The sequence below is a fragment of the Spirosoma sp. KCTC 42546 genome (assembly GCF_006965485.1).
Taxonomy (GTDB): domain Bacteria; phylum Bacteroidota; class Bacteroidia; order Cytophagales; family Spirosomataceae; genus Spirosoma.
In genome coordinates this window covers 7326081-7343475 of record NZ_CP041360.1, presented here as the reverse complement: position 1 = coordinate 7343475, position 17395 = coordinate 7326081, and the positions used below count along the sequence as shown (strand labels likewise).

Genomic DNA, 17395 nt, shown 5'->3' with positions numbered 1-17395 from the left:
ATTCCTCTGTTTACTCCGCTTCGGTGGTCCGATGTGTTTTACAACCCTATGAAGCAACTTATCCAAAATCTCAAAACCGGCGAAACACTTCTGGAAACAGTACCAACTCCACAGGTACGTCAAGGTCAGGTATTGATTCAAACCCGACGGTCGCTGGTGTCGTTGGGTACGGAACGGATGCTGGTTGGGTTTGGGAAAGCCAGCCTTCTTGCCAAAGTTCGCCAGCAACCCGACCGGGTGAAACAGGTACTGGAAAAAATACAGTCGGACGGTTTGCAACCGACGCTGGAAGCCGTAGCCCGAAAACTTGACCAACCCATACCGTTAGGTTATTGCAACGCAGGCATCGTGATAGCCCTGGGCGAGGGCGTTACCGATCTGCGCATTGGCGACCGGGTTGTCTCAAACGGTCCCCATGCCGAGGTGGTTTGTGTTCCACGAAATCTGGTTGCCCCCGTTCCTGACAGCGCCAGCGACGATGAAGCCGTTTTTACGGTCGTCGGGGCTATTGGCTTGCAGGGAATTCGTTTGCTGAATCCGACGCTAAATGAGACAATCGTGGTCATCGGACTGGGGTTAATTGGTCTGTTGACGGCCCAATTACTGCGGCTGAATGGTTGCCGTGTCATTGGGGTAGATATCGACGAGACCAAATGCCAGCTAGCCGAACAACAGGGTAGTATAGCGTTGAATTCGAGTGCTGGGATTGATCCTGTAAAAGCGGTCCTGGCGTTCACGAATGGACTAGGGGCTGATGGTGTCCTGATTACAGCGTCGTCCCGAACAGATGTGCTGATGTCACAAGCGGCCCGTATGAGTCGCCAGCGGGGACGAATTGTGCTGATCGGCGATGTGGGGCTGAACCTGAACCGGGCGGAGTTTTACGAAAAAGAGCTGACATTCCAGGTGTCTTGCTCGTATGGCCCTGGCCGATATGACACCGTCTATGAACAACAGGGCCACGACTACCCGTTGGCCTATGTTCGCTGGACTGAAAACCGAAATTTTCAAACCATTCTACACTTTCTGGAAACGAAACAGCTACTGGTAGATCCGCTAATTACGGATAGGGTTCCGTTGCTTGACTACGCTCGAATCTATAGCGACCTAAAATCGACACATCGCATTGCCTCCTTGCTTACGTATTCAGAGGAGGTTAACCTCAAGCCGCTGATACAAGTAAAATCATCACGATACGAACGGAGTGGGTGTGTAATCGGTGTCATTGGCGCGGGTAATTTCACCAGTTCAGTCCTGCTTCCAGCCTTGAAATCAGCAGGGGGCAACCTCAAAACCATTGCCAGTACGGGTGGACTCTCGGCCACGTTACTTGCGAAAAAATACGACATCGCCCAAAGCACAACCGACTACCGACAAATTCTGACTGATTCCGACATCGACCTCTGTGTTATCACCACACGACATGATAGTCACGCTCGCTTAACGGTTGAAGCCCTACGAGCCGGTAAGCATGTATTTGTGGAAAAACCGTTGGCCATTTATGACCATGAACTCCCTCAGATTATGGCTGCGCAACAGGCATCAGACCGGATGATAATGGTCGGGTTTAATCGGCGCTTTTCGCCGTTTACCCAGAAAATGAAGGCACTATTGGGCCAGCCTGACATGCCGATGAATGTAGTCATAACTGTAAATGCGGGAAGTGTTCCTCCGAATTCATGGGTACACGACCGAGCCGTTGGCGGTGGACGGTTTCTGGGCGAAGCAGGCCATTTTGTTGACCTGATTACCTTTCTGACCGGTAGTCTTGTGCATCGTGTGTGTATGAACGCAATGGGTCAGTTCCCAACAGAAACGAGTGATTCGGCGTCACTGCTACTCCGGTACGAAAACGGCTCTACAGGTGTCATCAACTACTTCAGTAATGGTAGCAAAACGTATTCCAAAGAACGAATAGAGGTTTATTCCCAGGAACGGACAATGGTGTTGGATAACTTTCGCCGACTCACTATCTACGGCTTTTCTCGGTTTTCGGGCATGTCTGGTCGACAAAATAAAGGCCATGCTCAACAGATGACACAATTGATTGACCAACTACGAACGGGCGGAAGCGCGCTAATTCCATTCACCGAAATCATGAACACAACGCAAACCACCTTAGCGGCCCTGCAAAGCCTACGCGAAAACCGCTGGGTCGATGTAGCTGGTATTGGCATGGGCCAGCTCGATTCACTACCATGAGAAATCTCGGATTGATCTGGCGCACTGTGCGGCAGTTGACCTTGCGCCAGATCGTGTATCAGGTTATTTTCCGACTGCGCGGTCGAGCCAGATTACACATTCCGGCTACAACACCACAAGCCTACTTTCTGACTACTCCTGAACCTGACAAACCACAATCGTATCAAAGTGGGGTAGTTACGTTTTTGAATCTATCTCGCCAACTTACGGCTGAACTTGACTGGAACTACGCCGGTTTTGGTAAGCTTTGGACCTATAATCTCAACTACTTCGATTACCTGAATCAGCCGGATATGACCGTTAGAACGGGTCTGGAACTGATTTGTGATTTTATGGCCAAGACTGATTCGTTGCGGGATGGTCTGGAGCCTTATCCAACATCATTGCGGATCATGAATTGGGTACAGTTTCTGAGTCGCCACCAGATTCAGAATGAGCCTATTAACCAGCATCTGTTTGCTCAGATTAGGTTGCTAAGCCATCGCCTGGACTATCATCTAGGAGGAAATCATCTGCTCGAAAATGGCTTTTCACTGCTTATGGGCGCGCTGTTTTTTCGTCAGGCACGCTGGTTTCATAAAGCCAGCCGACTTATTCGGCAGGAACTAACAAACCAAATTCTGGCGGATGGTGGACATGACGAACGTAGCCCGATGTACCATCAGATATTCCTGGACCGCCTGCTGGATCTACGGCTGGCCTTACAGACTCAGAGCTGGCATAACGATCCGGACTTACTCGACTGTTTAACCGAAAAGGCAACCCAAATGCTCGATTGGATCAATGGCATCACCTTTAAAAATGGCGATGTGCCCATGGTAAACGATGCTGCCTGGGGAATTGCGCCTACCAGTTTCCAACTCAGGAAGAAGGCCGAACGAACAGGCATCCAACAGTCATATCATCCTTCACTATTGACGAGTAGTGGCTACCGGATGTACCGCCAGAAACGATACGAGCTTTTTGCCGATGTTGGGCCAGTTGGCCCTGATCATCAACCCGGTCATGCTCACGCCGATACGTTTTCGTTTGTGCTCTATGTGGATAACCAACCTGCCCTTGTGGATAACTCCATATCGACCTATCAGCCTGGCAGTCGGCGGGCGTGGGAGCGGAGCACAGCTGCCCACAATACCGTAACTGTTAACGAAAGCAATTCATCCGAAGTATGGGCCAGTTTCCGCGTCGGTCGCCGGGCAGGGGTAACCCTACTAACCGATACCGGAACGGTGCTGACGGCTCGCCATGACGGCTACCGAAAACAAGGGGTCATTCACGAACGGAGTTGGGTAGTTGAGCCAAATTGCGTTGTTATAACGGATCGATTGCTAAATGCAAAAACCGAAGCTGAAGCTCAGCAACCAGGGATTGCCCGGTTTTATGTCCATCCAGATGTTTCCATCCAACTTGTAGATGATTTCATTCTGGCTGGCTCGTTAAAAATAGTGGTACGTTCAGAGACTAATCCAACGTTTTGCGTCATAAGCTACGCTATGGCCGAAGGATTCAATCAGCTTCGGTCAGGGCACTGCCTGGAAGTAGCATTCATAGCCAGGCTGGAAACCACACTACTTCTCTCAGGATGAACATTCTTTATCTTACTTTTTATTTCGACCCCGACATTGGCCCTGGCGCCTTTCGAAATACAACCCTGGTCAATGCATTGGCCTGCCAATTGACATCCAGCGATTCAATTCATGTCCTGACAACGCAACCCAATCGTTATGATTCCTACAAACCAGTAGCTTCTGAAGAGGAAGAATGGTGTAGCGGAGGCTGTCCGATTACCGTTCAGCGTATCGCGATTCCGAAGCACAAAAGTGGCTTTATTGATCAGATTTGCTCGTTTTTTGTCTATTACGTACGTGCTTGTCAACTTGCCAGAGCGTATGAGTATGACTTAGTTTTTGCGTCTTCCTCCCGATTATTTACCGCTTTTCTGGGTGCTCGTCTGGCGCGTAAACGGGCAGTTCCACTGTTTTTAGATATTCGTGATTTATTCCGGGAAGCGATTCTGGATGTTATCAAAAATCCACTGGTTCGTATGATCCTGAGTCCATTGCTGCGTGCTGTTGAACGGTATACGTTTGGCTACGCTCGTCACATCAATCTGGTATCGGAAGGGTTTCGGTCTTATTTTGATCCGTTTCGGCAGGCGACGTACAGTTATTTTACCAATGGTATTGACACTGCCTTTCTGGGGATTCCGGCCAGCCAATCAACGCCTGACAAACCGTATAGAACCATCCTCTACGCGGGTAATATTGGCGAAGGACAGGGGTTACATGACATTATTCCAGAAGCGGCCCGACAGTTGGGTTCGGGGTATCGCTTCCTGATTATTGGCGATGGAGGAGCGCGAATAAAACTGGAAGTTGCTCTTAAGGCGAATGATAGTACGAATGTTAAACTTCGTCAGCCTGTCAATCGACGGGAATTACTGGCTGAGTATCAAGATGCTGATTACATGTTTGTGCACCTGAATAACATTGATGCTTGCAGGCGAGTGCTACCGTCTAAACTGTTTGAGTATGGGGCAACGGATAAACCGATCATTGCTGGAGTAACTGGTTATGCTGCGTCGTTTGTTCGTGATTACCTGCCGAACTCCATTTTGTTTAATCCGGGCGATGTAACAAGCTTAATCCGGCAATTGCGCGAAACACCGTATCAAACACAATCCAGAGCCGCCTTTAGACAACGATTTAGACGCCAAACCATTAATGCCGAAATGGCCAGTCAAATTCGGGGGGTACTGGAGAGCGTAAAATTCGTTCAAGAGCCAGTTACGAACGTGACACGGAATAGTTATTAACCACAGAGTCACAGAGAACACAGAGCCTTATAAGGCTCTGTGTTCTCTGTGACTCTGTGGTTAATAACGTTAATCAATCCTACAAAAAAGGATCGGTTTCTCAAAACCGATCCCATTGAGCTCAATTGAAATCTTAAAAATCATTCAATCTGTTAAATCCCGGTCGGTTTTACGCTTTTGCCAATGGCAATCAGGTCTTCGGGTGTTTGCAGTCCTAATACCTTTTTCAGCACTTTGCCATTGCCATCAATGAACAACAGTGTTGGGTAGGCTTCGAGCGGATAAACCTGCGATAGAGCAGGGCCTTCACCTTTCTCCATGTCCATTTTCACGTTGATGAATTTGCTATTGTAGAAATCACCAACGGCTTTTTTCGTAAACACTTCTTTCTGAAGTTTTTTACAGGGACCACACCAGCTTGCATAGGCATCCAGGAAGATGATCTTTTTTTCAGCTTTTGCCTTCTTCAAGATTTCTCTCCAGGATGTTTCCGTAAATTGAATGCCTTCCGCATCGCTTTTTGGAGCGAGCTTCTTGTTGGCAACAGAATTTGGCCGGGATGGGTTAAGGGCTGCATGAGTTGATTGAGCATTGAAGCCAACAAAGAGGATGGCAAGTAACCAAAATACTTTTTTCATAGTCGAACCGGCAAACCGGTGGTCTTTAATGGTTTTCTGAGTGTATAACGCGCCAGCAAGTGATTTTCGTTTCTTCTGCAAACACTTGTTTATGAAGCAAATTAGTGGGCAGCATGACAAATTGCAAATGACGTGCCATTCTCCTTAATCTTTCCGAACTTTGCAGCTGTTTTTAGTATTGTCATTGGGGTTATTACTAGTCATTCGCAGTCCTTTATCGTTCCTGCCAATTAATGACTATCCAATGACTATCAATGACCACAAATGACTCATTACGTGTATGCCTGTTAAACAAGCTGAATTCTTTGTCAGTAACTCCGACCCGGCTCTATGCCCCAAGCCCGACCGGCCTGAGTACGCCTTTATTGGCCGCTCAAATGTTGGCAAATCGTCGCTGATCAATATGCTAACGGGCCGTTCATCATTGGCTAAAATTTCGGGGAAACCCGGTAAAACGCAGTTAATCAATCATTTTCTTATTGACAACGAGTGGTATCTGGTCGATTTGCCCGGCTATGGCTATGCGCAGGTGAGTAAAACCGACCGCGAAAAATTTGCCGCCCTGATCGATGGCTATCTGACGTCCCGGCCTAATTTGCTGTGTATTTTTGTTTTGGTCGATTCCCGGATTGAACCCCAGAAACTTGATCTCGATTTTATGAGCAATTTGGGCGAACGAGGATTACCATTCGTGATTGCATTCACGAAAACGGAAAAGCTCGGTGCCAACAAATTGCAGGCGACGATCGATACGTACCGGACGCGGCTGCTCGAAGAATGGGAAGAAGCACCCGAATTTTTTGTCACCTCAGCCATGACGGCAGCGGGCCGAGAGGAGATCCTTTCGTTTATACGACCGCTAAATGAAGACTATTTAAAAGCGAAAAAGAATGAAAAAGTGAAGGGTCGATGGTTTGGGAAGTAGATCGGTCATACGTTCATCCTTTCGCGATTTCACGGTTAAATGGGCAATACGCCCACCAAAATACACGTTACCAATTTACAAAGTCTCTCTATGGAAGCATTAAAACAGATTGCCAATGTGGCTGGATACAGCGGCCTTTACCGAATTGTGAAACCGGGTCGGGCGGGCGTTATTGTCGAATCGTTAGACGACAAAAAAGCCAAAACGATGATGGGGCCAACGGCTCGTGTATCGGTACTGAACGATATTTCCATCTACGTCGATGATGACAGTGAAGAGCAGTCCACTTCGCTCAGCGCTGTATTACTGGCAATTAATGAAAAATACGGCGATACACTGCCCATTGATTCGAAAGGATCAACGGATCAGTTAGCTGATTTTATGGCATCAGTAGTACCAACGTACGATCGTGATCGGGTGCGGACTACCGACATTAAAAAACTAATTAGCTGGTATGGTATCCTGCGCCAGTATGCCCCGGAAGTATTTGAGGTAACGGCTGAGGAAACAAAGGAAGAAACGCCAGAGGTGGCCGCAACACCAGAAGTTACTGAAGTAGCCGAAGCGCCCGTTTCTGAAGCTCCTAAGAAGCAAAAAGCAGAAAAAGCGTAAACAATTGCTTGCTGTGCAGGCTTTAGTAGTTAATAGCATATTACAGTTCTTCATTTTCAGTGAGAACAGAAAAGCCGCGATGACCATTGGTTTCGCGGCTTTTTAGTGTGCTCTCTCAGATCGGTACTACATCGACTGCTACCTGAAAAGCATGTTTGCCCGTACTGAAAATGATTCCTTTTAGGGGCGATACATCCCCGAAATCGCGTCCCCAGGCGGTGGTAATATGGCGCTCCTGCGGAATTAAATCGTTGGTTGGGTCGAAATCACACCAGCCAATGTCAGGAACATAAACCGATACCCAAGCATGCGTAGCGTCGGAGCCCTGTAGTTTAGTTGTACCTGGTAAAGGTTGTGTTTCGAGGTAGCCACTGATATAGCGAGCCGCAAACCCCATACTCCGCAAACAGGCAATAGCCAGGTGTGAAAAATCCTGACAAACTCCTTTTTTCTCGCGTAATACCGTTTTGAGTGGTGTATGAATGGTGGTGGAACCCGATACGTAGGTAAACTCTGAATAAATTTTACGGCACAACAAGCGGGTACTTTGATAAAAAGACTGATTATCACTGAAACAGTCGGCCCCGAAACGGCTTATTTCATCATCCCACTGAACAAATGGGCTCGGAAGCATGTAATCCAGGAGCATACCTTTTAGGGCATTATCTGTCCTGATTTTTTCTTTAGCTTCTTTTGAGGTGATAAAAAAGTCGGTAATGGTTGATGAGCGAGTTTCAACAACGCTTTTTGCTAGTATAGTAAGTTTATTGTGTGGTTTGTAAATTGAAAAATAGTGAAGGGTATTGCCAAAATAATCCGTACGCAAATAAATGTCATCGGGTGTAGGTGAAATAAGCAGTGAAAAGTCACGACAAATTTGCCGTGCTGAATTTTGGGGCATTATACAGGCTAAACCATGATAGTTATTCACGTTTTCACTGTAATTGTACTGGGTTTTATGAATTAGCCTATAATTCATTTTCAATGTCAATAATTGTTTCTGTAATCGAATGCTGAGGAGCTGTATGATTGAAGTACTGACTTGTGGTGTAATCTGATACCGATAAAATTAACTCGTATACATTGGATAAAATACCATCTAACTTTTTATACGCCTGAGATTTTGTCTCTACCACCGAAATCTCAGATACATCAATAAGTTTTATTTGGGTAGATGCTTCTAGAATAGCTTTTCTGGATTTACTCAATCGTACAGACGATTGAGGTAACAGGCTTAGATTATGGTCGAGTGAGTCTAATAAATAGGCCAGCGAAGCTGGTATTTGCTTGTCTAACAGGATCATATCCAGCACATATTCCATTTCGAAGTTTGTTTTATACGTTGCCCGATAATGCGATAGTGCAAAATGGTTCATTAACACGACTTCCATCAATTCATTTTCTATAAACGGCTCGGTCTTAATGCTGAAAATGGACTTAATGATGATAATTTTCGATAAAATTCGCTCTACTAATTTACCCGCTTCAAATAAATAATAACCGTTATTGCGAGGAATAGCTTCGCTGACTATGCCATAGAATTTAAATAGATTATTTTGTAAACTAGTCAATATATTGTGAATGTCATTTGGGTTTTGGTCGGATCGAATTTGCTGGAGTTTTTCATTAATATTCTCAATGACATCAATCGTTCGCCAGGTTACATTATTCCAGCGTTCCCGAACGGCGATCATGGCTCGCAAAAAGGATTGAATGGATGACGTAATTGTTCCGGTTTTTGCTGCATTACCAATACTATCCGCCATGATTGGATAGGGATTTTTAAAGTCTTCTTTATGTTCGTCCGAAAAGCCAGGCTCAATTTTTATTAAATTCGATACGGTTTTCAGGAGGATGTCTATGTGCTGTGTTTTATTCTGGCTACCAAAGTTTCGCTGAAAATTTAAGGCGTTCATCGTAATCATTAAAAAAGTAGTTGCTGTCATGCTTCGCTCACTGTAGCGAGCTGCCCAATACATATTTTCGGCACTACGGCTTGGTAACGACGTCTGCGATTGCTGATACGAAATGCCCGGCAGCTTAATGCGTTCCCGTATTACTTCGGCTTCGTCGGATACAATCCATGTATCTTTCGAAATACTGCCGTACTGGTTAGAAAACGTGAACTTATCTTTCTGGGCCGAACTCCGTGTTAATCCGCCATCCATGACCTGATAGCCATTGGGCGTAGCCGTTAAAAAGGCGCGAATGGCCGCGTACCGAGGTTCAATACGATTGTCGACGAAGGCGGGTGTGGTTGAAAAACTGACCTCTTCCTGCGCTACATAGTCTGTTGGATTTTGCAGTATTTGTGCCCGTAACTGTTGTAGTTGGTCCTTCGATAGCTGTTTTCCATACACCGAACGGAAAACCTGTTTCCTATTTGCCTTTTTAATGATCAGCCGATCCAGATTATCCAGCGTATTCTGTAGTTCTCTGGGTTGCCCGCACCACCAGGTGGCTACAGAAGGCAGGATTAATTCTTCACGTAAAAAATAGCGACACAAGGAAGGTAAGAACGCATTGAACGCCGTGTTTTCAACAGCGCTGCTACCAGGTGGGTTAATTACCATGACGTTCCCGTTTCGAATCACCTGCAATAAGCCCGGAACGCCTAATTTTGAATCCAGCCGCAATTCAAGCGGATCACACCATTCGTCATCCACCCGCCGGATAATAATATCGACCCGCTGCAACCCGTCGATGGCTTTAATCCAGACAAAGCCGTTCTTCACAATTAAATCGTCGCCCTGAACCAATGTATAGCCCAGATAGGAGGCTAAATAGGCCTGCTCAAAGTAGGTTTCGTTATTAGGGCCAGGGGTTAAGTAAACAACGTTTAAAAAATCGGACTTCTCTCTGAATACTTTAAAGATAGATTGCTGAGCCTGGGTGAAAAAAGGAGATAACCGGCTCACATACATGTCCTTGGCAAGCTCCGGCATTATTTTGGTGAGTATCACCCGATTCTCCAGGGCATAGCCTGACCCTGACGGAGCCTGTGTCCGGTTATCGACAACCCACATTCTGCCATCTGGTCCTCGGGCCATATCGGCGGCATACATCACCAATTGGTTCTGGGTTGGCAATTTTATATCCTGACACGGACGGAAAAAGCCTGTATTGTTATACACTAACTCGGCAGGCAGAATCCCCTGTTTAATGAGTGTACGTTCTCCGTAGATATCCCGGAGCAATAGATCGAGCAATGTAGCACGCTGTTGTAATCCTTTTGAGATAGCCTGCCATTCGTTTTGCTCGATTAAAAAAGGAATCAGATCTAATTTCCAGGGGGTATTCAAACCGCCCGTGGCCTGGTAAATGTTATACGTGACCCCGTTCTCGCGAATTTTATTCTTTATTTCCTGGGCGCGATTTTGGAGTTCTCCATTCCCGATTTTTTCTAATGAAGAAAATAGTTTTTTCCAATGGGGTTTTAGCTCACCATTAGACGCTACAACTTCATCATACGAATTCAGTTTACTCCTGTATAAATCAAGTAGGCTGCTAGCAGATTCTGAAACCATAATCTTAGTAAAAACAACGGGTACATTTATTTGGAACGCCAGAACTAATGTAAATCAAGCATGTGTGTATACTCCTGATCCACTAACTCTACGGGCGTATCCATCCGTAGGTCTTTCTTGCGTTACAGATCGGTAAATACTTGGGGTGGACTTCACCGTAACCAGAATCTCCTCCTTTGGCGATGAGGTATGTCCAAAATCACAAAACGACTAATTCTGCTTAACTTAGCTTCGGTGCTATTGATCGGGTAGGTATCAAAATTACGCTCGCTGGAGTACGATCTAAAATACGTACATCCGCCCAGAAGATTATAGGTCGTTTTACGAGAGAATGCAACTTTAATAGGCATGGAGATACGAATTGTAGCAGTACGTGAGATGAGTTGCTGTTAGTACAGGTAAAATTATTGTCTTATTAGGCTTTGCCAACTTTTTTACTTGTTTTTATTGAATGAGGTAAAACATTCTTTGGGATAGTGCAATTTTTGCCAATTAGGCTATTGGTAAAGATCACTTAAAAATAGAGAGTTACTCGTTTCTGTAAGTAGAACAAAAGAACTATGAGACTCTTATAACTCGGTTAAAAACCATAGCAAACAGGGAGAGTATTGATACGAATAAAATAGGCAAAATCCGCTATATACGCGCCCGCCACTTGCTATGTGCTTATAGTAAAAAGCTGAAAATTGAGCGAATAAACAGATCGACCTACCTAACAACTTGATTGATGCGTAGTTATTGAAAAGGGCAGTGAGCCTATGCTTATGTTATAAGAACTTTTTGTACTAATGAGAATGTATCCATGCCAGTGTGGAAACACCTTACACTTCGAAAACACCTCCTGTGTTGTTTGTTATAGAGAAGTTGGTTGGTGCCAGGCATGCGAAGGAATTCGTTCGCTTGATGCTGTAGATGATTACACATATTGTTGTAATTATTGTCAGTCTCACGTAACAAAATGCTCTAATTACCGTGATTATCAGGTTTGTAATCGTTTTGTGGAAGTAAAAACGATCTGGCAGGAAGCGAGCGCCTACTGTAAATGCTGTAGCTTGAATCGGATTGTTCCCGATATGACGGTGCCTGGTAATCAGGGAAAGTGGGCTAGTCTCGAAGCGGCTAAACGCCGACTGATTTATACACTGGATTTGCTGGGTCTTCCGTACGGTTCAGTATATGATGGTTTTCCTTTGCAGTTAACGTTCGATTTTAAGGGTAATGTGGTCCAGTTAACTCAGGCAGGAACGGATGCAGTTGTTGCAGAAAAGGTAATTACAGGCCATTCCGGGGGTGCAATAACAATCAATATCGAAGAAGCCGATCCTGTAGAGCGGGAAAAGCTGCGGGTGGATTTTGGAGAATCGCGCCGTACCTTAATCGGGCATTTTCATCATGAAATTGGCCATTATTACTGGCAATTGCTGGTCCAGAATACCTGTGAGGATGACTGTAAAGCCGTATTTGGCGATCATTCCGGTATCAACTACTCGGATGCCATGTATCGCTATTATCAATATGGTGCCCAACGTAACTGGCAACAACACTACATCAGTGCGTATGCCAGTATGCATCCCTGGGAGGATTTTGCGGAAACATTCCGTGCCTATCTCGAAATGATCACGATTCTGGATACGGCCGAAAGCGTCCACCTGCTGCTGGAGGCCGAAGAGGCTGTTGATTTCCAGGGTACTCTATTTGAGAACCTGCTTATTAAGTATGAAGAGCTAGGAATTAAACTCAATGAAATGAATCGCACGCTGGGCTTGCTGGATGCAGTTCCTGAAGTATTTACGCAGGCTGTCGTTCAGAAGATGCGATTTATTCATAAACTGGTTAAGCAGGGACGACTGCTGAAGAATAGCTCGCGGAGACAGGCTGTTTTTGCTTAATAAGAATTTTAGAAGGGGCGTTCGATACGCCATATCTCCAAGATATGGCGTATCGAACGCCCTTTCTAAAATTCTCGTAGTTAGCTTAGTTAATCTACCGTGCTCAACTTCACGGTATTAGTCCGGCGAGACTGGGTTAACGGCATACTCAACGTATTTACGAAGATATCGCCCGATACCAGTTTTCCTTGCCCGATGAGAGTTTGTTTGATACCCTCAACTGTCTGATCAACGGTCAGGCTCAGATCGGGTTCGTACGGAAGCACTTGAACACCCCAGTACAAGCCTAAGGTGTTACGAAGCTGTGCATCTTTCGAGAAAACGTATAAATCAGCTTTTGGGCGGTGGTGCGAAAGCCGTACGGCTGTATAACCGGAGTTGGTTATTCCAATAATGGCTTTCGCCTGTGTATCGCGGGCTAATCGGCAAGCGCTCATCACGACGTTATCGTTCAGCACATTCTCCGTTGGGTGCTCGTTGACATACGCATGGTACCGGTAATAAATTTTGTCGGTAGTGGCTTCAACCTGTTTAATGGTATTAGCCATTGCTTCAACGGCCAGGATCGGGTATTTGCCCGAGGCCGTTTCGGCGCTGAGCATTACGGCATCGGCACCATCCATTACGGAGTTTGCAATATCATTGATCTCGGCTCGGGTTGGGCGTGGTGCATCAATCATGCTTTCGAGCATTTGCGTCGCCACAATAACGGGCTTACCCGCTTTGTTACACTTTTCAACCAGCATTTTCTGAATCATCGGTACCTCTTCGGCAGGTAATTCAACGCCGAGGTCACCCCGAGCCACCATCAGGCCGTCTGTAGCGGCAATGATTTCGTCGATATTCTGAATCGCTTCGGGCTTTTCGATCTTCGCAATTACGCGACTCTTTTTCCCTTTTGATTTGATGTACTCTTTAATTTCGATGATTTCAGAAGCTTCCCGTACGAACGAGAGCGCAATCCATTCGGCATCGTGTTCAAGACCAAATTCGAGGTCAGCCCAGTCTTTTTCCGTCACAGCCGGCATCGATACCTTTGTGTTCGGCAGATTTACGCCTTTTTTCGACTTCATCGAACCGCCATACACAACTTCTGTAACAACATCGGTACCTTCTGTTCGGAGAACCTTAACTTCCAGTTTTCCATCATCCATCAGGATGCGTTCGCCTGGGTGTACATCCCGGTACATGTCTTTGTAGGGTGTGCTCACTCGCTGGGAGGTGCCAATAATATCGTCGTTGGTGAAGACAAGCTCCTGACCCGGTACAATCATGACGCCGTCTTTATGTTCGACGTTGCCGATACGGATTTTGGGGCCTTGTAAATCCTGCAATACGCAGAGATTAAGGTTGTATTCTACATTCAGTTCGCGGATGCGGGTAAGGCGCATCAGGTGATCTTCGTGCGTGCCGTGCGAGAAATTCAGCCGGAACACATTAACCCCAGCTTTGGCTAATGCCAACAATTGTTCTTTCGTATCGGAAGCCGGGCCTACGGTGGCTACAATCTTGGTTTTCTTTGACATGGGACGGGAAAAATTGGGCAAAATCGGCCAGTAGCCGGTGCAAAAATAACCGGATGGGCTTATAAACAGTCGTATTAATGGAAATTTTACCGGAAACCTTACACGATTGTCCTTACCAGATGGTAGTAACAAGGTCGGTGTAGAGGGGGAAATTGTGGTCGGAGGAGACAATTGTCAGATCATCGGCAAGGGCTGTGGCCAGAATAATCCGGTCAAAAGGATCGCGATGATTTTCATAGAAAGGGAGTTGCGTATAGGCTTCAATATGATTGGCCGATAAGGGTAACCATATAAAATCGGATAGTAAGGCTTCCTGTATAATGTCATGAATCGGCCATTTTATACCAGGATCTCTCCCCAAGGCAGTTTTTATCGCGATCTCATAAAAGTTAATGGGACTTACATAAACTGTATCTGCTTCCTGAATAAACGTTCGCGCTGTCTTTGTGAGTTTATCAGAATCATTAAGGGACCAAATTAATGCCTGCGTATCCAGTAAAATCTTCATTACATATAATCTTTCAGGTCATCAAGTGGGTCGTTAAATTCCTTTGATGACCAATATGGGTGAGTGAAGGTACCTTTTAAACGTCCAAACTGGCGTTTGGGCTTTTCCTGGTTTTCGACGGCATCTTCCACAACCGTCACAATCACCTTGGCATTATTACTTTTTACGGGCAGTTCTTCATCCAGAATAATCTGCCCGTTTGTATAGGTTCCAGTTACCGTTGCCAGCATAGTTGTAGGCGTTTTTTAGCAATAACGTAAAATACTTACAAACAATCCACATCGGCCACTACGCTTACCTGCCGTAATCCCTTGTCGGTCAGGATGTCGTTGATGCGATCCTGAATGTAGGATTTTACGGCCTTTACATTCACTTTGTCGCGTTCGAGTTTGATGAGAATATCGAACAGAAACTGATTCCGAATCCGCTCAACTAAAGGCTCCTCGGGTCCTAAAATCCGGCTGCTGCCCAGAGCATCGGTCAACTCGGCGGCAAGACGTTCGGCGGCCCGGTGACTGGTGATTTTGTCGGTATGCCGAACGGTCAGTTTTATCAGCCGACAGAAAGGCGGGTAGTTGAAATCACGTCGCTCCTGAATCTCTTCTTCGTATAATCCTTTGTAGTCGTTCTGAATTACTTTTTGCAGAATTGGCTGTTCGGGATTACTCGTTTGGATGAGCACGGTACCCTGCTTTCCAGCCCGCCGACCTGCCCGGCCACTTACCTGCGTAATCATCTGGAAAGCCCGTTCCGTAGCCCGAAAATCGGGAAAGTGAATGAGTCGATCCGCATCGAAAATACCAACCAGACTAACATTGTCGAAGTCCAGGCCTTTCGTAATCATCTGGGTACCAACCAGAATGTCGACCTGACCCGTTTCAAATTCCTGGATGATTTGCTGATAGGCATTTTTAGCGCGGGTGGTGTCTAAATCCATCCGCAATACCTTTGATTCCGGGAAGAAAATCTGCAACTGGTCTTCCAGTTTTTCGGTACCAAATCCAATGGTACGTACTTTCGTAGAACCACAGGTGGGGCAGGTACGGGGCACTAGTTCTTTATGGCCGCAATAGTGGCAGCGAAGTTCGGCGTCGCGCTGGTGATAGGTCAGGCTAACGGCACAGTTGGGGCATTCGGCTGTCCAGTCGCAATCTTCGCACTGCATGTAGGGCGAATAACCCCTGCGGTTCTGAAACAGAATGCTTTGCTCTTTACGCTCGATGTTCGCTTCAAGCGCATCATGCAAAGCGGATGAAAATTCATTCTTCATCGTCTTCTGCTTTTTTTCCTTTTGGAGATTCACCAGCAGAATATTGGGTAATGTGGCATCGCCAAATCGCTGAAACAGTTCTACCAATCCATAACGACCCTGTTTGGCCTGGAAATAGGTTTCGAGCGAGGGCGTGGCTGACCCCAGCAATACTTTGGCTTGTTGCCAGTGGGCCAGCATCATGGCTACATCCCGGGCGTGGTAGCGCGGGGCCGGGTCATGTTGTTTATAGCTGGTTTCGTGTTCTTCATCAACGATAATCAGGCCCAGATTATCGAAGGGCAGAAATACCGCTGAACGCACGCCGACTACAAACTGATACTGCCCCGACACCACACCTTTCCAGACTTCCACCCGTTCATTATCCGAAAATTTAGAGTGGTAAATGCCCATTTTATCTCCAAAAACCCGTTGCAGACGCACTACAATCTGGGTCGTTAGCGCAATCTCTGGTAATAAGTATAGTACCTGCGACCCACTCCCAAGGGCTTGCTGAATAAGTTCAATGTACACTTCGGTCTTGCCGCTCCCGGTTATGCCATGTAGCAACACAATGTTCTGGCTTTCGAACTGGGCCATGATCTGCGACGAAGCCGCCTGCTGGGCATCCGTTAGTTTTATCTCCGCCTGCGGGGCGGCATTATCCGAGAAGCGAGGCTGGATAACCTCGAAGGCTTCGAATACCTGATTTTTAATGAGGGTCGTCAGGGAGGACTGCGAAAGCTCGTCGTCCTGATTCAGGATCGTCTTGTCTAACCCTTTCTGGTTGAGTGCCGGGTTCCGCTGCATGGGTACATGGCTCAGGTAGCGCATGACCACTTCCTGCTGTTTCGGTAGTTTTTCGAGCCGCTGCAGCAAGACCAGCAGTTGTTCCCGCTCTTCATAATTGGGATGCAGCCGAACCTTACGAATCATTTTCGGGATGTATTTCTCCCGAACTTCTTCAAAAACTATAACCGCTTTCTTACCCACCAACGACTTGATGAGCGCAGGCACATTGGTTCCTTCGCCTGCCAGCCGACCAAGTTCTTCGTAGGAAAGGGCAGGGTGTTTTTTGAGCTCAGCCAGCAAGATACCCTCAAATTCGGTGAGTAACTCAGGGTAGTCAAAATCAGGGTTGAATTGCACTTTAGACTGGCTCGAAATCTTCAGTCCAGAGGGTAACGCTACGTTCATAACGTCGCCTATGCAACACATATAATACTCTGCCATCCACCGAAATAGCTCCAGTTGGTAGCCCGTAACCAGGGGGTACTCGTCCAGTACTTCACTGATATAACGCGCCTGATAAGCCGTTGGTGGTGAATTATGTAGCTTGGCTACAACGGCTGTAAGTACCCGGCTATTCTTTTTGCCAAATGGGACAATCACTCTGGCACCAATTTTGAGTATGTCGGCCATCCCACGGGGCACCCGGTAAGTGAACAATTTTGGTACCGGAATTGGTAAAATTAAGTCGGCGAAGAAAGTTATTTCTTCACTC

The 17395-nt window shown here is 46.4% G+C and carries 14 protein-coding genes and 1 pseudogene; 7 read left to right on the top strand and 8 right to left on the bottom strand.

What is annotated here, in order from left to right; genetic code table 11:
- Window positions 1-48 precede the first annotated feature (48 nt).
- From EXU85_RS29925 to EXU85_RS29915, 3 genes are read left to right on the top strand one after another with little or no spacing between them, the layout of a single operon-like run.
- Window positions 49-2202: a bi-domain-containing oxidoreductase gene (locus tag EXU85_RS29925; RefSeq protein WP_142775598.1), complete on the top strand. Its 2154-nt coding sequence runs from the start codon at window positions 49-51 to the stop codon at window positions 2200-2202.
- A complete protein-coding gene (locus tag EXU85_RS29920; protein ID WP_142775597.1) occupies window positions 2199-3788 on the top strand; it encodes an alginate lyase family protein in 1590 nt (529 codons plus the stop codon). The genes EXU85_RS29925 and EXU85_RS29920 overlap by 4 nt, the downstream gene beginning before the upstream one ends.
- The gene (locus tag EXU85_RS29915) at window positions 3785-5017 is read left to right on the top strand and encodes a glycosyltransferase family 4 protein (protein ID WP_142775596.1); all 1233 of its coding nucleotides are present in this window, start codon (window positions 3785-3787) and stop codon (window positions 5015-5017) included. Before EXU85_RS29920 ends, EXU85_RS29915 begins: the two co-directional genes overlap by 4 nt.
- A gap of 152 nt (window positions 5018-5169) precedes the next feature.
- Here EXU85_RS29915 and EXU85_RS29910 read toward each other — a convergent pair whose 3' ends face one another.
- Window positions 5170-5655 (bottom strand): thioredoxin family protein, encoded by a 486-nt coding sequence (locus tag EXU85_RS29910; RefSeq protein ID WP_142775595.1) that lies wholly within the window; start codon window positions 5653-5655, stop codon window positions 5170-5172.
- 280 nt (window positions 5656-5935) lie between these two features.
- Between EXU85_RS29910 and yihA the strand changes: the two genes are divergently transcribed.
- Complete coding sequence (gene yihA, locus EXU85_RS29905; protein WP_142775594.1) at window positions 5936-6580, top strand: ribosome biogenesis GTP-binding protein YihA/YsxC; 645 nt, start codon at window positions 5936-5938, stop codon at window positions 6578-6580.
- Window positions 6581-6670: 90 nt separating this feature from the next.
- Entirely contained in the window at window positions 6671-7192 is a 522-nt protein-coding gene (locus tag EXU85_RS29900; protein ID WP_142775593.1) for a DUF5606 domain-containing protein, read from the top strand.
- 115 nt (window positions 7193-7307) lie between these two features.
- Here the strand turns inward: EXU85_RS29900 and EXU85_RS29895 are convergent, their stop codons facing one another.
- The 3 genes from EXU85_RS29895 to EXU85_RS36280 form a co-directional block, all read right to left on the bottom strand.
- On the bottom strand, window positions 7308-8171 hold the full coding sequence (locus EXU85_RS29895) for a transglutaminase family protein (RefSeq protein WP_142775592.1): 864 nt from the start codon (window positions 8169-8171) through the stop codon (window positions 7308-7310).
- On the bottom strand, window positions 8161-10719 hold the full coding sequence (locus EXU85_RS29890; RefSeq protein WP_142775591.1) for a circularly permuted type 2 ATP-grasp protein: 2559 nt from the start codon (window positions 10717-10719) through the stop codon (window positions 8161-8163). The genes EXU85_RS29895 and EXU85_RS29890 overlap by 11 nt, the downstream gene beginning before the upstream one ends.
- A 152-nt stretch (window positions 10720-10871) precedes the next feature.
- Window positions 10872-11069, bottom strand: coding sequence for a transglutaminase family protein (locus EXU85_RS36280; RefSeq protein WP_142775590.1), 198 nt, complete (start codon window positions 11067-11069; stop codon window positions 10872-10874).
- Window positions 11070-11507: 438 nt separating this feature from the next.
- Between EXU85_RS36280 and EXU85_RS36275 the strand changes: the two are divergent.
- Window positions 11508-11738: pseudogene (locus EXU85_RS36275) on the top strand (zinc-ribbon domain-containing protein); the annotation flags it as partial.
- A gap of 33 nt (window positions 11739-11771) precedes the next feature.
- A complete protein-coding gene (locus EXU85_RS29880) occupies window positions 11772-12608 on the top strand; it encodes a putative zinc-binding metallopeptidase (protein WP_246859302.1) in 837 nt (278 codons plus the stop codon).
- Between the two features lie 89 nt (window positions 12609-12697).
- Here the strand turns inward: EXU85_RS29880 and pyk are convergent, their stop codons facing one another.
- The 4 genes from pyk to priA form a co-directional block, all read right to left on the bottom strand.
- Complete coding sequence (pyk, locus tag EXU85_RS29875; protein WP_142775588.1) at window positions 12698-14134, bottom strand: pyruvate kinase; 1437 nt, start codon at window positions 14132-14134, stop codon at window positions 12698-12700.
- A gap of 112 nt (window positions 14135-14246) precedes the next feature.
- Window positions 14247-14642: a type II toxin-antitoxin system VapC family toxin gene (locus tag EXU85_RS29870; protein ID WP_142775587.1), complete on the bottom strand. Its 396-nt coding sequence runs from the start codon at window positions 14640-14642 to the stop codon at window positions 14247-14249.
- Window positions 14642-14872 carry a DUF2281 domain-containing protein gene (locus EXU85_RS29865; protein ID WP_142775586.1) on the bottom strand — a complete coding sequence of 77 codons (231 nt, stop codon included), beginning with the start codon at window positions 14870-14872 and terminating at the stop codon, window positions 14642-14644. The genes EXU85_RS29870 and EXU85_RS29865 overlap by 1 nt, the downstream gene beginning before the upstream one ends.
- Before the next feature lie 35 nt (window positions 14873-14907).
- Complete coding sequence (gene priA, locus EXU85_RS29860; RefSeq protein ID WP_246859301.1) at window positions 14908-17313, bottom strand: primosomal protein N'; 2406 nt, start codon at window positions 17311-17313, stop codon at window positions 14908-14910.
- Between the last annotated feature and the right edge of the window lie 82 nt (window positions 17314-17395).

Excerpts from the sequence above, each read along its gene's own strand:
- EXU85_RS29925 (WP_142775598.1), top strand. The coding sequence starts at position 49 with ATGAAGCAACTTATCCAAAATCTCAAAACCGGCGAAACACTTCTGGAA.
- EXU85_RS29920 (WP_142775597.1), top strand. The coding sequence starts at position 2,199 with ATGAGAAATCTCGGATTGATCTGGCGCACTGTGCGGCAGTTGACCTTG.
- EXU85_RS29915 (WP_142775596.1), top strand. The coding sequence starts at position 3,785 with ATGAACATTCTTTATCTTACTTTTTATTTCGACCCCGACATTGGCCCT.
- EXU85_RS29910 (WP_142775595.1), bottom strand. The coding sequence starts at position 5,655 with ATGAAAAAAGTATTTTGGTTACTTGCCATCCTCTTTGTTGGCTTCAAT.
- yihA (WP_142775594.1), top strand. The coding sequence starts at position 5,936 with ATGCCTGTTAAACAAGCTGAATTCTTTGTCAGTAACTCCGACCCGGCT.
- EXU85_RS29900 (WP_142775593.1), top strand. The coding sequence starts at position 6,671 with ATGGAAGCATTAAAACAGATTGCCAATGTGGCTGGATACAGCGGCCTT.
- EXU85_RS29895 (WP_142775592.1), bottom strand. The coding sequence starts at position 8,171 with ATGAATTATAGGCTAATTCATAAAACCCAGTACAATTACAGTGAAAAC.
- EXU85_RS29890 (WP_142775591.1), bottom strand. The coding sequence starts at position 10,719 with ATGGTTTCAGAATCTGCTAGCAGCCTACTTGATTTATACAGGAGTAAA.
- EXU85_RS36280 (WP_142775590.1), bottom strand. The coding sequence starts at position 11,069 with ATGCCTATTAAAGTTGCATTCTCTCGTAAAACGACCTATAATCTTCTG.
- pyk (WP_142775588.1), bottom strand. The coding sequence starts at position 14,134 with ATGTCAAAGAAAACCAAGATTGTAGCCACCGTAGGCCCGGCTTCCGAT.
- EXU85_RS29870 (WP_142775587.1), bottom strand. The coding sequence starts at position 14,642 with ATGAAGATTTTACTGGATACGCAGGCATTAATTTGGTCCCTTAATGAT.
- EXU85_RS29865 (WP_142775586.1), bottom strand. The coding sequence starts at position 14,872 with ATGCTGGCAACGGTAACTGGAACCTATACAAACGGGCAGATTATTCTG.
- priA (WP_246859301.1), bottom strand. The coding sequence starts at position 17,313 with ATGGCCGACATACTCAAAATTGGTGCCAGAGTGATTGTCCCATTTGGC.